Origin of the sequence: Bacillus sp. FSL K6-2865 (assembly GCF_040311405.1) — a bacterium.
Lineage (GTDB): Bacteria > Bacillota > Bacilli > Bacillales > Bacillaceae > Bacillus > Bacillus velezensis.
The window spans coordinates 2983236-3003562 of record NZ_CP152036.1 but is presented as its reverse complement, the minus strand read 5'-3'; the positions used below and the strand labels follow the sequence as shown (position 1 = coordinate 3003562).

Annotated in this window: 18 protein-coding genes and 1 pseudogene; 10 read left to right on the top strand and 9 right to left on the bottom strand. The window is 45.1% G+C overall.

The window, feature by feature from the left end:
* Positions 1 to 11 precede the first annotated feature (11 nt).
* Complete coding sequence (locus tag NYE42_RS14745) at positions 12 to 818, bottom strand: helix-turn-helix domain-containing protein (protein ID WP_007408765.1); 807 nt, start codon at positions 816 to 818, stop codon at positions 12 to 14.
* A 222-nt stretch (positions 819 to 1040) separates the two neighbouring features.
* Between NYE42_RS14745 and NYE42_RS14740 the strand changes: the two genes are divergently transcribed.
* The 3 genes from NYE42_RS14740 to NYE42_RS14730 all read left to right on the top strand — a co-directional run bounded on the left by NYE42_RS14740 (position 1041) and on the right by NYE42_RS14730 (position 3357).
* Entirely contained in the window at positions 1041 to 1910 is an 870-nt protein-coding gene (locus NYE42_RS14740; protein ID WP_014418648.1) for a cation diffusion facilitator family transporter, read from the top strand.
* A gap of 269 nt (positions 1911 to 2179) precedes the next feature.
* On the top strand, positions 2180 to 2407 hold the full coding sequence (locus tag NYE42_RS14735; protein WP_144464219.1) for a hypothetical protein: 228 nt from the start codon (positions 2180 to 2182) through the stop codon (positions 2405 to 2407).
* Positions 2408 to 2604: 197 nt separating this feature from the next.
* Positions 2605 to 3357, top strand: a complete 753-nt coding sequence (locus NYE42_RS14730; protein ID WP_007408762.1) for an SGNH/GDSL hydrolase family protein — start codon at positions 2605 to 2607, stop codon at positions 3355 to 3357.
* Positions 3358 to 3372: 15 nt separating this feature from the next.
* Here the strand turns inward: NYE42_RS14730 and NYE42_RS14725 are convergent, their stop codons facing one another.
* From NYE42_RS14725 to NYE42_RS14715, 3 genes are all read right to left on the bottom strand, one after another.
* Complete coding sequence (locus NYE42_RS14725; RefSeq protein WP_007408761.1) at positions 3373 to 3501, bottom strand: hypothetical protein; 129 nt, start codon at positions 3499 to 3501, stop codon at positions 3373 to 3375.
* 151 nt (positions 3502 to 3652) lie between these two features.
* Positions 3653 to 4162, bottom strand: a complete 510-nt coding sequence (locus tag NYE42_RS14720) for a type 1 glutamine amidotransferase domain-containing protein (protein ID WP_007408760.1) — start codon at positions 4160 to 4162, stop codon at positions 3653 to 3655.
* A gap of 169 nt (positions 4163 to 4331) precedes the next feature.
* Entirely contained in the window at positions 4332 to 4559 is a 228-nt protein-coding gene (locus tag NYE42_RS14715; protein WP_007408759.1) for a hypothetical protein, read from the bottom strand.
* A 236-nt stretch (positions 4560 to 4795) separates the two neighbouring features.
* On the opposite strand from NYE42_RS14715, the gene hmpA reads away from it, so the two are divergent.
* The 4 genes and pseudogenes from hmpA (at position 4796) to NYE42_RS14695 (ending at position 10406) form a co-directional block, all read left to right on the top strand.
* Positions 4796 to 5986, top strand: coding sequence for an NO-inducible flavohemoprotein (gene hmpA, locus NYE42_RS14710; RefSeq protein ID WP_352426560.1), 1191 nt, complete (start codon positions 4796 to 4798; stop codon positions 5984 to 5986).
* A gap of 1131 nt (positions 5987 to 7117) precedes the next feature.
* Entirely contained in the window at positions 7118 to 8260 is a 1143-nt protein-coding gene (locus NYE42_RS14705) for a collagen-like protein (protein ID WP_352426559.1), read from the top strand.
* 845 nt (positions 8261 to 9105) lie between these two features.
* Positions 9106 to 9354: a hypothetical protein gene (locus NYE42_RS14700; protein ID WP_352426558.1), complete on the top strand. Its 249-nt coding sequence runs from the start codon at positions 9106 to 9108 to the stop codon at positions 9352 to 9354.
* A gap of 493 nt (positions 9355 to 9847) precedes the next feature.
* Positions 9848 to 10406 (top strand): annotated as a pseudogene (locus tag NYE42_RS14695) (SMI1/KNR4 family protein).
* A gap of 137 nt (positions 10407 to 10543) precedes the next feature.
* Here NYE42_RS14695 and NYE42_RS14690 read toward each other — a convergent pair.
* Entirely contained in the window at positions 10544 to 11914 is a 1371-nt protein-coding gene (locus NYE42_RS14690; protein ID WP_063094550.1) for an aldehyde dehydrogenase, read from the bottom strand.
* A 255-nt stretch (positions 11915 to 12169) separates the two neighbouring features.
* Entirely contained in the window at positions 12170 to 12772 is a 603-nt protein-coding gene (gene rpsD / locus NYE42_RS14685) for a 30S ribosomal protein S4 (protein WP_003152406.1), read from the bottom strand.
* Between the two features lie 290 nt (positions 12773 to 13062).
* Between rpsD and NYE42_RS14680 the strand changes: the two genes are divergently transcribed.
* Entirely contained in the window at positions 13063 to 14811 is a 1749-nt protein-coding gene (locus tag NYE42_RS14680; protein ID WP_352426557.1) for a diguanylate cyclase, read from the top strand.
* A gap of 34 nt (positions 14812 to 14845) precedes the next feature.
* On the opposite strand, the gene NYE42_RS14675 is transcribed toward NYE42_RS14680, so the two are convergent.
* Positions 14846 to 15328 carry a GAF domain-containing protein gene (locus NYE42_RS14675; protein ID WP_007613120.1) on the bottom strand — a complete coding sequence of 161 codons (483 nt, stop codon included), beginning with the start codon at positions 15326 to 15328 and terminating at the stop codon, positions 14846 to 14848.
* A gap of 125 nt (positions 15329 to 15453) precedes the next feature.
* Between NYE42_RS14675 and refZ the strand changes: the two genes are divergently transcribed.
* On the top strand, positions 15454 to 16077 hold the full coding sequence (gene refZ, locus NYE42_RS14670; RefSeq protein ID WP_352426556.1) for a forespore capture DNA-binding protein RefZ: 624 nt from the start codon (positions 15454 to 15456) through the stop codon (positions 16075 to 16077).
* Here refZ and hisJ read toward each other — a convergent pair.
* Positions 16067 to 16879, bottom strand: a complete 813-nt coding sequence (hisJ, locus tag NYE42_RS14665) for a histidinol-phosphatase HisJ (RefSeq protein WP_032871696.1) — start codon at positions 16877 to 16879, stop codon at positions 16067 to 16069. The two genes, refZ and hisJ, sit on opposite strands and share 11 nt — an antisense overlap.
* A 195-nt stretch (positions 16880 to 17074) precedes the next feature.
* Here hisJ and ezrA point away from each other — a divergent pair, with 195 nt between their 5' ends.
* Positions 17075 to 18766, top strand: a complete 1692-nt coding sequence (gene ezrA, locus NYE42_RS14660) for a septation ring formation regulator EzrA (protein ID WP_199022095.1) — start codon at positions 17075 to 17077, stop codon at positions 18764 to 18766.
* A 113-nt stretch (positions 18767 to 18879) separates the two neighbouring features.
* On the opposite strand, the gene brnQ is transcribed toward ezrA, so the two are convergent.
* Positions 18880 to 20220, bottom strand: coding sequence for a branched-chain amino acid transport system II carrier protein (gene brnQ, locus NYE42_RS14655; protein WP_015240382.1), 1341 nt, complete (start codon positions 20218 to 20220; stop codon positions 18880 to 18882).
* Positions 20221 to 20327: the final 107 nt, after the last annotated feature.

Here is a 20327-nt window from a genome sequence, read left to right as displayed (position 1 = left end):
ACGGTTCACATTTATATGAACCGATTTCCGGTGACGACATGAAATAACGAATGGTTTTGTTTCATCAGGCCTTCAACTTTCTCAGCCCCGACTTCTTTCACAAGCTCCGCGAACATCAGATCGTGCCTCATATATTCCATGGCCACGAGAACGAGAGCGGGATCTTCTGATTTAATGGCCCAGGCATTCGTCTGCGGAGAAAAATTGGCGATTAAGACTTCTTTATTATCGCGGGCAGCTATCGTTAATCTTCCGCCCATCCGTTTCTCCGCCACTTCAGGAGACATATTATGATTTGTCGTATTTCCGAGCTTCACTTCCGGAGGGCCGAACACAATCGAAAAGACGGGCAATTGTTCGGCGGCGCGTTTGTTAGCGGCTTCTTGAATAAAGGGAATCTGCTGTTCCCAGACAGACAGCCACAACTCTTCCTCGGCTTTTTCAATCATATCCTTCATCTCATTGATGACATGATCATTCGTGCTGATGCGGCGGATGACATTCATCTCCTGCTCGCTTTCCAGTGCCAATAACTTTTCCTCAAGGTAGCCGAATGAGCTCTCGAAATCGTGCCGGAGCCGGTCGATTAATTCCTTTCCGGCAAGCGGAGCATATGTAACCGGATCAGACGGCACAATATGGACAGCGCCTTTATCAACTAATTTCCCCAATACTTCATAGATCATTGAGCGGGGGACGCCTGACCTTTTGCTGATTTCATATCCGGTAACAGGCGAGTGTTTCAACAAGCCGATATATGCTTTACATTCATATTGAGAAAATCCAAACTTCTGTAATTCTTTCAGAACATCCTCCATAAACATCCTCCGTAGTGGTTATTCATGAAACTACTATAATGTAAGCGGTTATATCTTGTCAATGGGACTTGAGTGCTGAAAGAAAGGTGCGCCTGTTTTGTCGCTTTCCAACTTAGTTTATGGTGAGTTACATGTATGGCTTTTGTGAAAAACGTTGCCGTAGACCCACACGAATGCCGTTTGATACGATAAATTCAAGAAGTTAAAAAGAGGAGGATCACGGTGGAAAACACCTCTAAAATCGCTTTTTTATCGGTTATAAGCAATTCCCTGGTCGTCATGCTCAAAATAGTGGTGGGGATCATAACCGGATCTGTCGCGATACTTTCTGAAGCCATTCATTCTTTTTTAGATTTGATCGCCGCCTTCATTGCCTTTATCTCCGTCAGGATTTCAAAAAAGCCGGCTGATACAGGGCATCCGTACGGTCATGGAAAAGTCGAGAATCTGTCGGGGACTATCGAGACGATTCTGATTTTTGCGGCAGGGATTTGGATGATATATGAATGCGTTCAAAAACTGGTGAACCCGGCGCCGGTTCATCTGCCTGTATTGGGAATTGTTGTGATGCTTGCGGGGGCTCTCATTAATTTGATCGTTTCGAAGTTCGTAAAAAGAGAAGCCGAAAAGGTTAATTCCGTGGCAATGAAATCAAATGCCCTGCATTTACTGACTGACGTGTACACATCATTAGGCGTAGCGGCAAGCCTTTTGGTCGTTACCGTAACGGAGTGGTACATACTTGATCCCATTATAGGTATGGTGCTGGCGGTGTATATCATATATGAAGCGTTTAAGTTAATGAAAGAAGCATTCCCGCCGCTGATTGATACCCGTTTGTCGGAAGAGGAAGAAAAAACAATTTTAAAGATTATTGAAACATTTCAACAGGAATTTATTGAAATTCACGATTTTCGTACAAGACGCTCCGGCCCGCAGGAGTATATTGATTTTCACCTGGTCGTAGCCTCTCACGTGACGATTAAAGACGTGCATGACCTGTGTGACCGCATTGAAAGAGATATTACGAATGAATTCAAACAAGCACAGGTAATGATTCACCCCGAGCCGGAGAGCGAGAGGAAGAAATAAATCGATCTTAAGTTTGCGTTTGTTCCCGGCAAAATGCCTGCAAAAGGCCCGTTCCCACGGGTCTTTTTGTTGTATAAATGACTATTTCTCGCTCATATGAGAGATAAGCTTATACACGTGAGGGGTTCATTTCATACGTTATGTTGTAAAGAAAAAGGGAGGTGAACAGAATTGAACGCTATTTCTGTTAAAGAAATTGAACATGGAGTTGCCGTTGCGGAAAGAGAAGGTTTAGGGGAGTATTTATACCAAGAACCGGTTTCTAAAAAATGTTCGCGCCGTTCCCGCAGCAGAAAACGGACACACCGTTCTCGCAGCAGAAGACGGACGCATCATCGGACACACCGTTCCCGCAGCAGAAGACGGACGCATCACCGGACACACCGTTCCCGCAGCAGAAGACGGACGCATCACCGGACACACCGTTCCCGCAGCAGAAGACGGACGCATCGCCGGACACACCGTTCCCGCAGCAGACGGTCTCATCAAAAACGTAGCCGCAAACGCTGTTTTAAATGCTGACTGCAGACTCTATTACAAGTAACGGGGATCTGCTATAATGGCAAGAGAACTGCATAAAAGATCCAGTATCATCATCTGCGGACACTGAACTGACAACATGGCGCTGTTTGTTCGTGTCCGTTTTTTATGTCAAAAAAGATGCCGGAGAATAAAAAGGAAGGGATGACGCCGAATGAAGCTGAATGAGGATTTTTATAACTCTGAAGGAAAGACAGTCTCTTTGCCAAACATCAGCAGCAAGCTTTTGCATATCACGGACAGCGGGCATATCAGCGTTGACTTTATCAGCATAAGCAGGCTGCGGAAGGCTTCGAAAATCGCGATCTTAGGTGACAGCGTCGCCCGGGGGCTGCGTGCGGAATACGGCTTTGGTGACATTCTCAAAGACCGGACAAACGCTGAAATAACCAATCTGTCTGTCAGCGGCGTTAATATGAGCAACAACGGAAGCGATAACATTTATCAGCAAGCGCTTAAAACAAAGGGACATGATGTCATCATTGTCCAGGGAACAGATGATGATTGGTGCAACCACATTCCCATCGGCACAGATGAAAAGGATATCACCACATTTTACGGAGGCTTCTGCCAAGTGATTCAGCAGCTGCGAAGCGGAAATAAAGGCGCGAGCATCATTGTGGTGACCCCAACGAGACAAGCAAAAATGTCAAAAGGAAAAATCGTCCGCCGTGATACTGATAAAAATAAACTGGGCCTGAAGCTGGCTGACTATGTGAAAGCCCAAAAAGAAGCCTGCACACTCCTCTCTGTACCATATGCCGATCTATTTGATACTGATCTCATCGACCCATATAATCCCGCTTTCCGCAGCATGTGCATGTCAGAAGGTCTTCATCCGAACGAGAAAGGGCATCAAATCATATTTCAGGAAATCTGCCGGAATTATTATTACTATTATGGGTAACACAGCGCTAACAGATTATTTTCGGCTTTGCTTTTCTAAAAGCTCAATTATTCTTTGAGATGCGTGTTTTTGCGCTCTCAAAAGCGAGACGATATTACCGGTAAAACCGATTAAAATGATAAGCAGCAAAATGATCATCCACATAGCGAACCTCCTGTCGGGTTTTAAAACATTCTCTTTTTATTTTACTTATGATGGATGGGCCGGAGAATAGTCTAACTGATGGTGTTTTTTGAGAGCCGGTGAAAAGTCCATAAAAAAAGCACAGACTGAACGGGTCTGTGCTTTTTTTCTCTTATTTCAGCAGGTTCAATGATTCACGATTAAAGGCTTCCAAATCGTCAGGTGTTCTGCTTGTTACGATGTTATGGCTCACGACGACTTCCTCATCTTTATAATGTGCGCCGGCATTGATTAAATCTTTGCGGATGCTGCGGAATCCCGTGATATCTTTTCCTTTAAGAAGGTCGGTATCAATCAGCAGCTGCGGGCCGTGGCAGATCGCGAAAACGGGTTTCTGATTTTCCACGAATGCTTTAGTGAATTCACCCGGGCGGTCATCTCCGCGCAGAAGATCCGGTGAAAAGCCTCCGGGAATCAATAACGCATCGAATTCCTTGGCGTCTGCGTCTGAGATCGCTTGATCGATCTTTACTTTCTCACCGTGCTTGCCCGTCACTTCTTTCCCAGCTTCCAAATCTATTGTCACCACACTGTGGCCCGCTTCTTTAAATGCTTCCGCCGGGCTTGTATATTCAATATCCTCAAATTGATCTGTCATCAGAACTGCGATTTTTTTGCTCATACATCATGCCTCCTGTGAATTTGTATATGACAAGAATATCAGGCAGATTCCCGCCTCACAACGTATTTGCTTATGAAAAAAGACCCCTCTGAAAAAGAGGAGCCAAAAGGTACGGAGGTCTGTTTAAACTTACGTGTTTAACCTGAGATAAGGCAAGAAATCGAACCAATTACTTTTTGCGTCTTTTTTTCTGCTTTTTACACCCGCATTTCCCCGGATCGCCCGGATCAATGACTTCGTGAATTGTTTCTTCCTTATAAACGTGGCGGGGAACATAACGGATATGCTCTCTGTTAATGTGTTTGATGGGATGGACGTAAACCACTTCTTTGTCAGTATACTTGTCAGTCACAATATACTTAGGGTCACAGTAATACACTTTCGATTTTTTACCCATTCATCTCACCTCCCGTACTTTATTAAATGCTGAAAAGGAGGATTTTGCATCGGACAAGTACACCATGGCAAGTCCACAATTTTTCATATACAATTTCGTTTTTCTGGTTTTTCCTGAATCCGCCTCATATTGGAATGGCTAACCCTTTTTGAACGGGGAAATCTATAAAAAAGAATTCAAAAACGATTCTTTTCTCAGGTCAATCGAGATGCATACATCTTTAGGGGGATTTCAGAATGCTCGATGAAAAAACGATTGAAATCATTAAAAGCACAGTGCCGGTCTTAGAAGAGCATGGTGAAGAAATCACAGGCCGATTTTATGACCTGCTGTTTCAGCATCACCCTGAGCTGCTGAATATCTTTAATCAGACGAATCAAAAGAAAAAAACACAGCGTACGGCCTTGTCGAATGCTGTGATTGCAGCCGCAGCCAATATTGACCGGCTGGAAAACATCGTTCCCGTCGTCAAACAAATCAGCCATAAACACCGGAGTATCGGTGTTAAACCCGAGCATTACCCAATCGTTGGAAAGTACTTGTTAATCGCGATAAAGGATGTGCTAAAAGACGGGGCTGCTCCTGAGGTCATTCAGGCATGGGAAAAAGCATACGGCGTCATTGCAGACGCTTTTATCGGAATTGAGAAGGACATGTATGAACAAGCGGAAACGCAAAAAGGCGGCTGGAAAGACTATAAGGCGTTTAAAATTGATAAAAAGGTAAAAGAAAGCAAGGAGATAACGTCGTTTTATTTAAAACCGGAAGACGGACAAGTTCTCCCCGAGTTCAAAGCGGGACAGTATATCAGTGTAAAAGTATACATTCCGGACACGGGTTATACGCATATCCGCCAGTACAGTTTGTCGGATGTATCCGGTAAGGATTATTACAGGATTTCCGTGAAAAAAGACGGAATTGTTTCTTCATATCTGCATGACCAATTACACGAAAAGGATTCAATTGAGATCAGCGCTCCGGCCGGGGATTTCGTATTAGACCCTGATTCCAAAAAGAATCTGGTTCTCATCAGTGCCGGTGTCGGAATTACCCCGATGATCAGCATGTTAAAGACGGTTGCCAAAACCCAGCCGCAGCGAAACGTTCTCTTTATCCATGCGGCAAGGAGCGGAGAGTATCATGCGTTGCGGCATGAAGCTGAAGAAGCCGCGGAACACTCATCCGTTGACACCCTCTTTATTTACAGCGAGCCGTCCGAACAAGACCGTTCAGAAAACATTCGTTTTCGGGAAGGCCGGATTGACAAACAGCTGTTAGAAGAAGTGATGACAGATAAAGATGCTGATTTTTACCTGTGCGGATCACCGTCATTCATTAAAGAAATGAAAAAGCTGATTTCTGAATTCAATACACCGTCGGAATCCATTCACTATGAATTATTTGAACCGCAGCTGAGTATGGTGTGATTGAAGAAGGAAGGCCGATGATTTTAATGTATGAAGCATCCGGACTGGGTGCTTTTTTTATTCTCTTGCAAGGAAGGGTTGCTGAGGAATCACTCTGTAGAGGAAAACCACTTTTTGTCTCAACTCGCTTAATTATCGAATGAAATAAGTGCCGCATGTTAAAAACACATGGCCCGCGAGTTTATTGCTCACTTATCCTGCTGCTCGGATTTTTGGTGTGTGAGAAAAAAACGGTACGGCTGCATAATCCGGAAGAGACGCCGACCTTTTACTTGTAAAAGAAGTTTAAAGACAGGATGAACGCTTATTTGCTAGTTTACGAGCGGCAAAAGCAAAAAGAGGAATCGGTATTTTAAAATTAAAAATAAGAACTGATAGAAATGAAAGTTTCAGGATACAATGGGATTTTTATATTCGGGTTTTGTGATAGCAGTATAGGGAGGGGGTGTATCTATGCTTACTGATATTAAACAAAAGGTTGGGGGATGCTCTTTTATCTGAGAATCGATTTAAGATGAAGCGGGGATGCCGAGGGGATCAGAGGGCGAACGTCAGGCAGAATTACGCCAAGTGGACCGCCGAGAAAAATGGCTCTGGAAATGTGAATCTATTGTTGATTTTCTTGATTGAGCTACTGAAGAAATAGTTGACGAGAAACACAGGACTGTCTTTGTAGTAGACGGGGTGAAATATCGTGAAATCGCTCTGCATTCTGGCGTTTCCCGCGAAACGGTCAGACGCATCAAAGAGAAGATCTTTTGCCAAATATGTAATTTTTATTGTTGAAACAGATAAAATCCGCAGTGTAGACTGGAAGGCAAAATATTTCTGCGTCCCCATCGATTTCAAATAGGGATTACAATAATGTGAAGAGTTATTTATAAACAGAAATTGATAAATAATATAAGATCAGCTGACAAACTTAATGAGGATCAAACTAGTGCTCACTTATTTATAAATTAAACATATTATAATGATATATTAATCATTAAGGGAGATGAGCAGCTGATGGGTTATGATCAGCATAGAAGATGCCCTAAATGTAAACAAAAACTACCGAAACCAAACTGCTGTAACTGCTGTCCCATCTGTTATACAAAAGTTATTGTAGGACAACGAGGATTACGAGGGTTGCGAGGGATTCCAGGGGTTACAGGACCAGCCGGACCAGCCGGACCAGCCGGACCAGCCGGACCAGCCGGAGCGACCGGGGCCACAGGAGCTATCGGTCCAGCCGGAGCCACAGGAGCAACCGGGGTAACTGGAGCGGCGGGAGTCACTGGAGCGACCGGGGTAACTGGAGCGGCGGGAGCCACCGGAGCGACCGGGGTAACTGGAGCGGCGGGAGTCACTGGAGTGACCGGGGCCACAGGAGATATCGGTCCAACCGGACCAGCCGGAGCCACAGGAGTGACCGGGGCCACAGGAGCTATCGGTCCAACCGGAGTCACAGGAGCCACGGGACCAGCCGGAGCCACGGGAGCAGCCGGAGCCACGGGAGCGACCGGGGTAACTGGAGCGGCGGGAGCCACAGGAGTGACCGGGGCCACAGGAGATATCGGTCCAACCGGAGTCACAGGAGCCACGGGACCAGCCGGAGCCACGGGAGCAGCCGGAGCCACGGGAGATATCGGTCCAACCGGAGCCACCGGAGCCACCGGAGCCACAGGAGATATCGGTCCAACCGGAGCCACCGGAGCCACCGGAGCAGCCGGACCAGCCGGAGTCACCGGAGCAGCCGGACCAGCCGGACCAGCCGGAGCCACGGGAGCGACCGGGGTAACTGGAGCGGCGGGAGTCACTGGAGTGACCGGAGCCACAGGAGATATCGGTCCAACCGGAGCAACCGGAGCCACAGGATCTGGGCTATCAGAATATGCTTATGTGTACAATCTAAGTGCAGAAACGGTAGCTATAGAGGCTCCGGTAATTTTTGACTCAACTGGAATCACTACTGCTGGCATTACACATGCCCCTGGAACAGCTCAAATTATAGTAACCACTCCAGGAGATTACGAGGTCACTTTTTCAGTCTCGGGTGTAGAGCCTAACCAATTCACTTTATTTGTAAATGGAGGGCCGGTGACGAACACAGTTTACGGTTCAGGAGCTGGTACTCAACAGAACAATGGTCAGGCCATAATTACTCTAGCAGCAGGTGACATTCTTACTCTTGTAAATCATACTTCTGCAGCAGCAGTTACTCTTCAAACTTTAGCAGGGGGAACGCAAACAAACGTAAACGCTTCTATTGTTCTCAAAAAATTAAATTAGATAAGTGGTTTAAATCTCCATATTAAACAAGAAATGCGAATGACTTAAAAAAGCTTATAGAGCTTAATATACAGCTTTAGAAGGATGAAGAAATTTAAAATATAAGCAAACTCATCTAATTTTTTTATATAAGGTATTATGGTAATAGGTAATAAACAGGCAGGCGCTTTCCCGCAGGGGAGGGTGCTTTAAATTTAAGGACAAAAGCCTCCAACTGTTAAGCGAGTCAACACAGTAGGAGGCTATGGGTGGTACAGCAGCAGTATTCTCTTACAAATCAAATATTCCCAGAAAGTTATGGCAGTATTCGTCTCTCGAGTAATGAAAAAAGTTTTATGTTCTCTGTAAACTGCGTCCGGTAAATCTCGGGATAAACGATTGGCGGTTAACGACTGAGTACGGGGGCAGTTTAGAAAGAATATGATTGGAGGGATTACATAAAATAATTAGTCAAGCCTTAGAGGAATTAGGAAAGAATGGGAGGTGTGCGGCTGAAAGGGTGCCAAATCTCAACCCTGTTATTATCCATAAAAAAGACATGGCAGCGCAACTACAGGAATTCAGTTCGGATTTAGGCTTGTCAGCAGATCTCCATCATTGCCTAGATAAAAAGGTAAAGAACTTATTAACGGCGTATATGGCTCACAAACGGCATATGCAATCCATGACTCCTGACGGCATTTAGGGTTAAAACAAAAGCAAAGCGCGAATCTCTACTAAACAGTTACTTTAGGACTTCTCAAAAAGGAACTCCTATTAAAGGGAGCAGGGTTAATTTTCAAATTGTTTAAATAAAAGTAAAAATATAGTATGATAGACCAGAAAACAAATGAAGGAGGATTTGTATGAGGTTGTTAAAAAACTCAATCTGTTTACTTGTCGCAACTCTATTGATTGCTATTGGATTTTCGCCGCAAACGAAAGCAACACAAGAGCACCCGTTTGGATTAGCAAAACCAGTAACCTTTGAAGAAAAAGAAACTTTAACAGTAGATAAGAATGGAGTGGCTAAGAGCAATAATGATGGCCAGGCTTCCATCATTAAGGAGGCACGACAACTTGCCAAACAGGATAGCCACAATGATAACCTATAAGAACCCCTTAGCCAAAGAAGAAAACAACATTGTTAATGTGCCAGACGTTGAGAAAAAAGAAGAAAAGCGCACACTAAAGCAGCTAGCTTAGTTACGATGTCCTACACAACAATATATGACCCCAACAAAAAATCCACACAACCACAATTAAAATAGCAAGCATAGTTGGCGAAAAGCCTATAGTCATTGAAGCCAGAAACGATTTATATGAAAGTAACACTTATAGCGGAAAATACGGAAGGGTTTTTCTCCATAACAGAGAATTTTTAGGAAAAGACATTAAAGTAGGTAAATCATATTCAAAGTCGTATTATCCTAAAAAGACAAAGTTGATCCAAAGTGGAATTGGAGTTCATTCGATATTCACCATGTGCTTCCGCTAAAGTATGGGGGAAAGAATAATTTTAATAATTTGTACCCTCTCCCTCGTGATATGCACCAAAACCTATTAAATCCTTGGTGGGATAAATATTAATAAGTAAGAGGTGCTTCAATGGCAGTTTTTGTTGAAAAAACGCTCCAAGGTCTAAAAGAATTAATTGATGAAAAAGGCCGCTTAAAAATTTTAGGGAATGAAGGAACTCTTTTAGAAACAGAATGTACTTTCTCTAAAGGTGCAACAGATCTGGAGATTGAGAGTTTTGAGAAGAAAATAAAAGTCTCACTTCCTGAAGATTATAAAAGCTTTTTAAAATTGCATAACGGAGCCAGAATATTTGATTTGTTGATTTACGGTGAGAATGTAGGTGGGGGTTTGCATATTCTTAATTTAGAAGAGATTGAAAAGTATATGCAAAATGGTTTTTTAAAGCCTCAGTTTATTCCCGTCGCACATCTGTTAGACGGATGTTATTTGTTAATTGACAAAACCAAAATGTCCACAGACCCAAACTATTTATGGTTCCACGGATTTGTTGAGTATGAACCCATGAAACTTAATTTTGAGATATTCTTAGATAGGTATATTTTATCTCAGGGATCAAGTTTTTTGGGAATGGAATATTTATACTGCTGAGAATTATTATAGGACTCACCAGGGTGATGAGGATTAACCTTTCCTACAGTTGGGTTGGTTCATTTTTACTATTAGACTTCGATTTGAACTTTTAAAAATAGGTTTAATTTAGGAGACGAACCGATTAATTGGTGTATAGAGGATTTATAAAAAGCGCAGATACTCTGCGCTTTTTTATTTAAGTATTTTCCGAATCATTCGCAGCCCGTTTTTGGAAGAAGGATAACGGAAAGCGAAGTCGAAGCGATTCGTTTGTTTGACGACGCTTTTTTTGTGCGTAAACGTGTTAAAGCTGTCAAATCCGTGATAGCTGCCGATGCCGCTTTCCCCGACGCCGCCGAATGGCAAATACGGCGTCGCAACATGCATTAACGTATCATTGATACAGCCTCCGCCAAACGACAGATTCTCTAAAACAGCGCGCTCAGTTTCTTTGTTTGTGGTGAAGACATACAGAGCGAGCGGCTTTGGGCGTGATTGGACTTTCTCGATGACTTCATCGATATCACCGTATGTAAACAGCGGAAGAATCGGCCCGAAAATCTCCTCCTGCATCACTGGAGAGTCATCCTTCACTTGATCTAGAATCGTCGGCGCTATTTTGTGGTGATCAGGATTAAATTGTCCGCCTGTAAGCGGGACGCCATCATTCAGAAAACTGAGCAGCCGCTGATAGTGGCGTTCACTGACGATTTTGCCGTACTGCGGATTTTGTTCAGGCTGAGGGCCGTAAAATTCGCTGATCGCACGCTTCATTTCTTCTGTGAGCTTCATTTTGATATCTTGGTGGACAAATAAATAATCCGGTGCGATGCAGGTTTGCCCTGCATTTGTAAATTTCCCGAAGACGATGCGTTTGGCGGCAAGCTGTATATCAGCATCCTTATGGACAATGCAGGGACTTTTGCCGCCGAGCTCCAAGGTAACGGGAATTAATTGTTTGGCGGCGGCCTCCATGACGATTTTTCCCACGGCAACGCTTCCTGTGAAGAAAATATAGTCAAAGGGCTGCTGTAATAACACAGTGCTGACGTCGGGCCCGCCCTCCGCCATAGCGACATAGTCACTCGGAAAAACGCTGCTGATGAGTTTGGAAAGAACAGCGGAAACCGCCGGCGTATATTCTGACGGTTTGAGAACGACCGTGTTTCCGGCCGCAATGGCTCCAATCAACGGAGAAAGCGCCAGCTGCAAGGGATAGTTCCAAGGCGCAATCACCAAAACGGTTCCATATGGCTCAGGGATAATTATGCTTTTCGAGCCTAGGTGAGTCAGAGGCGTTTTGACTCGTTTCGGTTTGATCCATTTTCCCAGCCGCTTCATCACAAAACTGATTTCCTCCAGTACAATTCCGATTTCTGTCGTGTACGACTCCTGTTCGGATTTGTGGAGATCCTGATAGAGAGCGGCTGTTATATCGGCTTCTTGTGTTTTGATGGCTTGTTTCAGCTTTTGCAGCATGTTCAGTCTCGATTCTAGCTGTCTCGTATGCCCCGCCGCAAAATAGGCTTTGTGTTTGCTGACGATAGAGGGGATGCTGTTCATTCAGTCGCTCCTTTTTTGTAAGGTATGATGATTCATTATGTAAAAAATCGCTTCTGCTTGTCAAATGGGTTTTTCTAATGTACATGTAGCTGAAAAGCCAGTTGGCACATAAAAAAAGCCCCTGTCCGGGGCTTTTTTTAATAAAGAGAGGGAGCATCTGTCCATTATTCTGACAGCCCAAAAGAAAAACCCCGGAAACATTGTCATCACAACATGTCCGGGGTTTAATCCAATGCTCTTTAAAGAGCGTTTTACTTAACGGGAGTAGAACTCAACGATAAGCGCTTCGTTAATTTCCGGAGCAAGCTCAGAGCGCTCTGGAAGACGAGTGAATGTACCTTCAAGCTTTTCAGCGTCGAAAGTAAGGTACTCAGGAACGAAGTTGTTTACTTCTACAGATTCTTTGATGATAGAAAGGTTTCTTGATTTTTCGCGAACACCGATTGTTTGACCAGGTTTTACTTGGTAAGACGGAATGTCAACGCGGCTTCCGTCAACAAGGATGTGACCGTGGTTAACTAATTGGCGAGCTTGACGGCGAGTGCGTGCAAGACCGAGCTTGTACACAACGTTATCAAGACGTGCATCTAAAAGAATCATGAAGTTTTCGCCGTGTTTACCAGTCATTTTTGCAGCTTTGTCAAACAATGTGCGGAATTGACGTTCGTTTACACCGTACATGTGACGAAGTTTTTGCTTTTCTTGCAATTGCAAACCGTATTCTGATAGTTTTTTACGCTGTCCCGGACCGTGGGGGCCTGGTGCATAAGGGCGTTTTTCTAATTCTTTACCTGTACCGCTAAGAGAGATTCCTAAACGGCGAGACAGTTTCCAAGATGGACCTGTATAGCGAGCCATAATGTGACTCCTCCTTTGGTTTTATTTTGTGGAAAATAAAAACCGTCTGTTCGATCCGACCGTGCACATTTTGTTTTCATGTATCCTCGCTCCAGCAGCAGAGAGTTACACGATACACCTTACAGCTAAGGAACAAAATGCAAACACAGAAGCTGAACAAAAAGGCTGCAATATTTCACACAAAGAACATTATATGATTTTTCCCCGCCGCCGTCAACCATTTCTCCATGAAGAGTGCCGGTTTATGATATAATGTACAAAAATGAGTAGTACATGTTTAGGTGATAAAAATGAAAAAACAAACAATTGATGAAGTGACGGCCTTTCATCAGAAAATGCTTTCTTTTTTCTTAACGAAATCTGAATCCGTCTCATTATCCGACTCGCTGTTATGGCTGGCCTCAGCTCTAGAATCCTGCTTTACATCTCTTTCATTGACCCTTTCACCGGCAGAATCAACACGTTTCACCATAAAAACAGAAGATGAACCGCATTATGCTCCGCTGAAAGAGAGTGACGGCCGTTTTATGATCAGGAATCAGACCTCCGGCAGATCCTTTTATCTGTGCTCGGAAGGCGGGCTGCCGATCCCGGAATCATTGCCTGAGATCGTTACTCAGTTTATCAATCAATCTGTGAGACAAAGCGGGCTGTTTGACAAAACGAAGCATCAGCGGAAAATTCACAGAATGACAGAAATGTTCCATTCGCTTTTGGACCAAAATGAGGTTTTGGAAAAACTGCAGGCAAGTTTGAGTACGGCTTTCCGGTCTTTCCGTTTTTCACTGTTTATCACGCAGGACCAGGATACGGAAAGACAGCTTCCCGCAAAAGAATTACATATGGACGGAAAAGATGCCGATCCGTCTGCCCTGAAGGTTTATTTATCGGGGAGACTGCTCAGAAAAGGCAGGTCATCTGCTTATCTGCCGATCAAAGGCCAGCAGGGGACTTACGGGGTTCTGAAGACGGAGGGGCTGCAGGATGCCGTTCTTTCGTGCAGTACTCTCAGTGAAATGCTGCTGCTTGCGGGCGCAGCGGGAAAAGCATTTGAAAATGCGCAGCTCTATGAGCAATCGAAAAAAAGCATTGCGAATCTGGAGCTCATTAATGAAACATCGCGCCAGCTGAATCAGCGCCTCAGACTCACTGATACGATGCGGGAGCTCGCCGCCATTATGACCCAATCGTTTCATGCGGAAGAAGTGGCTTTTTTTCATATTGATCATTTTGAGACGCAAAATCTGCTTCCGGGACATACCGCTTTTTTTAAGACAGAACGTGCGAACCCCTATATCAGCATTGTGAAAGAAAAGCTGTTCGAGGGAGAAAAGGGCGTGTTTATCGGCAGCGGAAAGACTGTATTCGGCGAAAACGGTTTCGGCTCGCTGATGGCGGTGCCGATGATCGAAAATGACACCGTCTTCGGGTTCGCGATTTTATTGAAAAAGGATTTGTATGCTTTTACGTTTGAAATGTATAAGCTTTTTCAAGCGCTCATTCACCATGCGACATTGGCGGTCACGAACTCCATGCTGCGCGACAGGCTTGAGCATCTTGTTCAGACAGACCAGCTGACGGAGCTGTATTCAAGAACCTATCTGGATGAGAAAATTCAATACAGCATGAAAATTCATAAACGAGGTGTATTCATCCTCGTTGATATCGATAATTTCAAAAATATTAATGATACATACGGTCATCAAACGGGAGATTCGATCCTGATTCAGGTGGCCTCCGTTATGAAGAACCATATTCGTGAGCATGATGTCGCTGCGAGGTGGGGGGGCGAGGAGCTGGCTGTCTATCTGCCGAATATCAACGTGTCATCCGGAGAACGCATCGCTAAAAGGCTGGTTCGCGCCATCCGGGAAAATACCGAGCCGCGCGTGACGATTTCCTGCGGCGTTTCCTGCTGGTCAAAGACCGGCCCGATGCCGTTGAAATTGCTCGTTCAGCAAGCGGATGAGGCGCTTTATATCGCCAAACGGAATGGCAAAAACCGGCTGATCATCCATCAAAACAGCACGACGACATAAAAAAGGAGCCGGCCTGCCGGCCGGGCTCCTTTTTTTATCCTAATCGTTTTTCAAGCGTTTCAACAAACTTTGCTAAATAGGTTTCGTCCGTTTCATCAAAACGGTTTTTCACGGGGCTGTCAATGTCCAGCACACCGATCACTTCACCGTTTACGCGGATCGGGAGAACGATTTCTGACTGGGAAGCCGCGTCACAGGCGATATGTCCCGGGAACGCATTCACATCGGCAATCCGCTGCACCGAGCCATTAGAGTAGGCAGTGCCGCATACGCCTCTGCCGAACGGAATGCGCACACAGGCAGGAAGTCCTTGAAACGGTCCGAGCACGAGCTCGCCCTCTTTAGCGAAGTAAAACCCCGCCCAGTTGACTTCATGTAATGAATGGTATAAAAGCGCTGACGCATTCGCGTAATTTGCGATCGCATCCGTTTCATCTTCTGTCATGGCTTCGAGCTGTTTAAGCAGAAGCTGATAGCTTTTTTCTTTATCTCCGGATTGTTTTTCGACATGAAACATGGAAAACCCTCACTTTTTCTATAATATCAAACAAAGTTCCGGCCGTTCTGCCGGCATTTGTCGAGAAGTTCTTACAGGAACGGCGCCTTTCTGCTTGAATTGTTACACATAAAGGGGTGAGCCGTATGAAAGTAAGCACCAAAGACAAAATTATTAACGCCGCTGTCCAGCTGTTTAACCAAAAAGGTTATTCCGGCACGTCCGTCCGTGAAATCGCAAAGTCAGCTGATGTAAATGTTGCGCACATCTCCTACTATTTTAAAGGGAAAGGCGGTTTAATGGAACATTTAGTTTCCGAGTTTTACGAAGGCTATACTGAAGCGCTGGAAAAAGCCGCCGTCAGTATAAACGGTGAAGACGCGCAGGAACGCATCCTGCGGGTGATTTTCGATATTTTATCCTATCAGCACGATAACCGTCAATTAACGCGGTTTGTGTACCGGGAAGTGACGATTGATTCCGTGCTTATCAGGGAAATTATGTCTACTTACTTAATGAAAGAAAAATATATTTTCCAGCTGGTGATTGAAGAAGGGCAGTCACGCCACAGGCGGCTGACGCTGCCCGTGCCGCATTTTATTCTGCAATTGAAATCCCTCTTGATGATGCCGTATCTTCAGCCTCAATATATTACGGAGGTGCTCTATATGCAGCCTCATGAACCGTACTTTTATAAAAGGTATTTTGAAGAGGTGAAGATCTGGATCGAAAGCGTGTTCCGACGGCCTGATGCGGCGCTTATGAAGTAATGATGCTTTTGTACGTTTCGTAGGAACTGCCGACATCTTCCGCTTGATGGGCGTCCGACCCGAATATGAGCGGGATTTTTTTTTGCTTCGCCGTCTCAGCCATCCAATCCTCCATGTATACTTCCCCGGCAAACTTCTTTCTGAGCCCGGATGTATTCACATCCAGCTCCATTCCATGTTCTTTCACGGCGTCAAGACAGCGGGCCGCAAGCTCTCTTATTTGAGGTGACATGCTGTAAGGGAAAAGGCGCGCGAATTTTTTGACGAGCGTGATATGGCCGACCCGTTTTGGCTTAAAGGGGCCGAGCGGTGTTACAATGGAAGAATACACAGTTTCATAGTATTGTTCATATACGGCTTCAACGCTTCCGAAGCGGTCGGCAAGCTGCTGAAACGCGTGCTCGTCAAAATCGAGGCATATATAAGACGGGCCGGTCTTCAAAAAATGAACGGATAAAATGCCGTCATCCAGTGAGGGGCCGTACGTGTTCAGAAACGCCGCGGTTTCCTCTTCATACCCTGTGATAAAATCGGTTTCTAGCCCAGTCAGAATGCTGATTTGTCCATCGTATTCCTTTTTCAGCTGTGACAGCCGCTCCAAATAAACCTCCATCTGTCTGAGATCCATCGCGCTGTCCTGAAGCGGTACGGGATCTTGAAATGACGGAGGAAGGGGGGCGTGCTCTGTAAATGTGATCGAGTCAAAGCCTCTTTCCAGGGCCTTTTCGACATATTGTTTCAGCGCATCCTTCGAGCCGTGAGGGCAAAAAGGCGTGTGGATATGAGCGTCTCGTTTTTCCATTTGTGTCACTCCATTAAAAAATTGCAGAATCCTGCCGAAATTATGCAAAAAGTTTTTGATTTCTGGTCAAAAAATGTTGGTTACATGGTATCATAATAACAATGAAAACGACAGATTTTCTCAATACATATATTGAAATCTTTCTGAATACATAAAACACCCTGACAGATTAAGAGAACAACAAGGGGGCTCATTATGGAGTTAGTCATCGGATTATTGGTTATACTGCTCGCGCTCTTTGCGGCGGGCTACTTTTTCAGGAAAAAAATTTATACGGAAATTGACCGGCTGGAGTCATGGAAGATTGAAATTTTAAACCGTTCGATAGTGGAAGAAATGTCCAAGATCAAACATCTGAAAATGACCGGAGAGACGGAAGAGTTCTTTGAAAGATGGCGCGAAGAGTGGGATGAAATTGTCACAGCCCATCTGCCGAAAGTAGAAGAGCTCCTTTATGATGCCGAAGAGAACGCCGACAAATACCGGTTCAAAAAAGCGAATCAGGTGCTTGTCCACATCGACGACCTCCTCACTGCAGCCGAATCAAATATAGAAGGCATACTGCGTGAGATCAGCGACCTTGTGACGAGCGAGGAAAAAAGCCGCGGAGAGATTGAACAGGTGCGTGAGCGGTATTCAAAAGCGCGAAAAAATCTTCTGGCGTACAGCCATCTCTACGGAGAGCTATATAACAGCCTGGAGACGGATCTCGACGAAATCTGGAGCGGCATAAAAGAGTTCGAAGAAGAGACGGAAAGCGGCAATTACATCAAAGCGAGAAAAGTGCTGCTTGAACAGGACCGCAGACTGGATCAGCTTCAGACATACATAGATGACGTTCCGAAACTGCTTGCGGACTGTAAACAGACCGTGCCGAACCAAATTGCCAAGCTGAAAGACGGCTACCGGGAAATGACGGAAAAAGGTTACAAATTGGAGCATATTCAAATCGAAAAAGAGCTGGAGACCCTCACAAATCAAGTGAAACGGGCCGAAAACGCGCTTTTGGAAGAATTAGATGTCGACGAAGCGTCCGCCATCCTTCAGCTGATTGATGAAACCATTCAATCGATGTATGAACAGCTGGAAGGCGAAGTGGAAGCCGGACAGTCCGTATTAAGCAAAATGCCTGAGCTGATCATCGCGTATGAGAAGCTCGAGGAAGAAAAAGACCGCACAAAAACCGAAACGGAGCTCGTCAAGGAAAGCTATCAGCTGACGGCGGGAGAAATCGGCAGACAGCATGCCTTCGAAAAACAGCTGGAAACGATCGGCCGGCTCCTTGAGCAGGCGAGAGAAAAGCTTGACGGTGAGCATGTCGCTTACTCGCTGCTGATTGAAGAAGTCGAGGCCATCGAAAAGCAGATGGAAGAGGCTCAGAAAGAACATGCCGAATACCGTGAAAATCTGCAGGCGCTCAGAAAAGAAGAACTGCAGGCGCGGGAAACGCTGATGAATCTTCGGAAAACCATTTCTGACACGGCCCGAATGCTGCAAAAAAGCAACGTGCCGGGAATTCCTGAACAAGTCAAGGACAAGCTCGAGACGGCAAATCATCATATAGAAGAAACCGTCAGCCAATTGGAAGAGCTGCCGCTGAACATGGAGGAAGCCGCCAAACATCTGACCGAAGCCGAAAAGGTGGTTGAGGAAGTCAGCGAAGAGGCGGAAGATCTTGTGATTCAGGTGAAGCTGATTGAGCGGATCATCCAGTACGGCAACCGCTTCCGAAGCCAGAATCATATTTTATCCGAACAGCTGAAAGAAGCGGAACGGCTGTTTTACGCTTACAGCTATAATGAAGCTTATGAGATGGCGGCAGATGCTGTTGAAAAAGCAGCTCCCGGCGCCGTGAAAAAAATTAAAGCTGATCAATCTGCTTCATAGACGCATAAGCAAAAACTGCACCCTGATGGAAATCAGAGGTGCAGTTTTTTAGTTTCTCACGGAATATAAAAAGCGCCTGCGGCTGATCTACATCAAACCGCAGGCGCTGAATGTTACGATTTTGCTTTATTTAATTCGATGGGCGGGCTGGTAAAAAACGTGATAATGCAGCCGATGATCGCTCCGGCAATGCCCGGAAGCACCCAGCCGATTCCCATGCTGTAAAGCGGAAGATTTGCGTTTAAGAATGAATCTAATGATCCGAGCGGAATGCCGGCTGCCTTCAAACCGTCCAGGATACTGAACAGCCCCGTTCCGATCAGGCAGGCGATATAGACTTCGCGTCTTTCCTTAAAGATTTTATCAATAAAGGAAAGGACGATAATGACAATCGCCAGCGGGTAAATGGCTGATAAAATAGGAACTGAAAATGCAATAATTTCAGCAAGTCCGAAATTTGAAATCGCCAGGCTGAAGAGCGTGACAATCGTAACCACCATTTTGTATGATAAAGCGGGAATCAATTTTGAAAAATATTCGCCGCAAGATGTGACAAGCCCGATGCTTGTCGTTAAACACGCAACGGTGATGGCGGCGCCGAGAACGATGTTTCCCAGTGAACCGAACAGGTAATCAGATGAAGCTGATAAAATCTTTGCGCCTTCGCCGAGCGGCCCCACAGCGTCCGTGCTTGTCGCTCCCAAATAGGCCAAAGATAAATAAATGAATGTCAAACCTGCCGCTGCAATCAGACCCGCTTTAATACAAGCGGCGGCGAGCGCTTTACGCTGGGTGACGCCCCTGCTTTTAACAGCGTTGACGACAACGACGCCGAAGACGATTGAGGCGAGCGCATCCATTGTTTTATAGCCTTCCAAAAATCCTTTGAACACCGGCGTTCCGGAATATGCCTGATGTACGGCGCCCAGCCCGCCCATCGGAGTGACAATGGCTTTTACGACGATGATTAAAATAATACCGAATTTAATAGGAGTCAAAATCTTTCCGACTCTGTCCACTATTTTGGAAGGGTTAAGAGCTAAATAATACGTAATAGAAAAAAAGATCAACGTGAAAACAAATAAAGATAATCTTTCCGGAATGCCGCTTAAAAACGGAACTGCACCGATTTCATATGAAACGGTTCCGGTTCTCGGAATCGCGAAAAGCGGCCCGATTGATAAATAAAGCACAACGGTGAAAATAGTCCCAAATACCGGATGAGCTTTATCGGCAAGCCCTTTCGCGTCTTTGCCCGTTAATGCGATGGCGATAATACCCAAAAGCGGCAGACCAACGCCGGTCAGTAAGAAACCGCCCATCGCTTTCCAGACATTATGCCCCGCCGCTTGCCCGAGCTCCGGCGGATATATCATATTTCCTGCCCCGAAAAAAAGTGCGAAAAGCATGAAACCGATAATAACGGTATCTTTGACAGGTAGTGAGTGTTTCATAAAAATCCTCCTAAATACTATGTTGAAATATTCTGTCAATTAATTGTCAGATAATATAACAAAACGAACATTACTTATTATATGGCAATGTACAGAGAAGTCAATAC

What these genes read in the sequence shown, in the direction of transcription:
- ezrA (WP_199022095.1), top strand. Translation starts at nt 17,075, where the DNA reads ATGGAGTTAGTCATCGGATTATTGGTTATACTGCTCGCGCTCTTTGCG.
- NYE42_RS14725 (WP_007408761.1), bottom strand. Translation starts at nt 3,501, where the DNA reads ATGTGGATGATCATTTTGCTGCTTATCATTTTAATCGGTTTTACCGGT.
- NYE42_RS14735 (WP_144464219.1), top strand. Translation starts at nt 2,180, where the DNA reads ATGTTCGCGCCGTTCCCGCAGCAGAAAACGGACACACCGTTCTCGCAG.
- NYE42_RS14690 (WP_063094550.1), bottom strand. Translation starts at nt 11,914, where the DNA reads ATGAACAGCATCCCCTCTATCGTCAGCAAACACAAAGCCTATTTTGCG.
- hmpA (WP_352426560.1), top strand. Translation starts at nt 4,796, where the DNA reads ATGCTCGATGAAAAAACGATTGAAATCATTAAAAGCACAGTGCCGGTC.
- NYE42_RS14745 (WP_007408765.1), bottom strand. Translation starts at nt 818, where the DNA reads ATGGAGGATGTTCTGAAAGAATTACAGAAGTTTGGATTTTCTCAATAT.
- NYE42_RS14715 (WP_007408759.1), bottom strand. Translation starts at nt 4,559, where the DNA reads ATGGGTAAAAAATCGAAAGTGTATTACTGTGACCCTAAGTATATTGTG.
- NYE42_RS14700 (WP_352426558.1), top strand. Translation starts at nt 9,106, where the DNA reads ATGAGGTTGTTAAAAAACTCAATCTGTTTACTTGTCGCAACTCTATTG.
- hisJ (WP_032871696.1), bottom strand. Translation starts at nt 16,879, where the DNA reads ATGGAAAAACGAGACGCTCATATCCACACGCCTTTTTGCCCTCACGGC.
- NYE42_RS14675 (WP_007613120.1), bottom strand. Translation starts at nt 15,328, where the DNA reads ATGTTTCATGTCGAAAAACAATCCGGAGATAAAGAAAAAAGCTATCAG.
- NYE42_RS14730 (WP_007408762.1), top strand. Translation starts at nt 2,605, where the DNA reads ATGAAGCTGAATGAGGATTTTTATAACTCTGAAGGAAAGACAGTCTCT.
- NYE42_RS14720 (WP_007408760.1), bottom strand. Translation starts at nt 4,162, where the DNA reads ATGAGCAAAAAAATCGCAGTTCTGATGACAGATCAATTTGAGGATATT.
- refZ (WP_352426556.1), top strand. Translation starts at nt 15,454, where the DNA reads ATGAAAGTAAGCACCAAAGACAAAATTATTAACGCCGCTGTCCAGCTG.
- NYE42_RS14680 (WP_352426557.1), top strand. Translation starts at nt 13,063, where the DNA reads ATGAAAAAACAAACAATTGATGAAGTGACGGCCTTTCATCAGAAAATG.
- rpsD (WP_003152406.1), bottom strand. Translation starts at nt 12,772, where the DNA reads ATGGCTCGCTATACAGGTCCATCTTGGAAACTGTCTCGCCGTTTAGGA.
- brnQ (WP_015240382.1), bottom strand. Translation starts at nt 20,220, where the DNA reads ATGAAACACTCACTACCTGTCAAAGATACCGTTATTATCGGTTTCATG.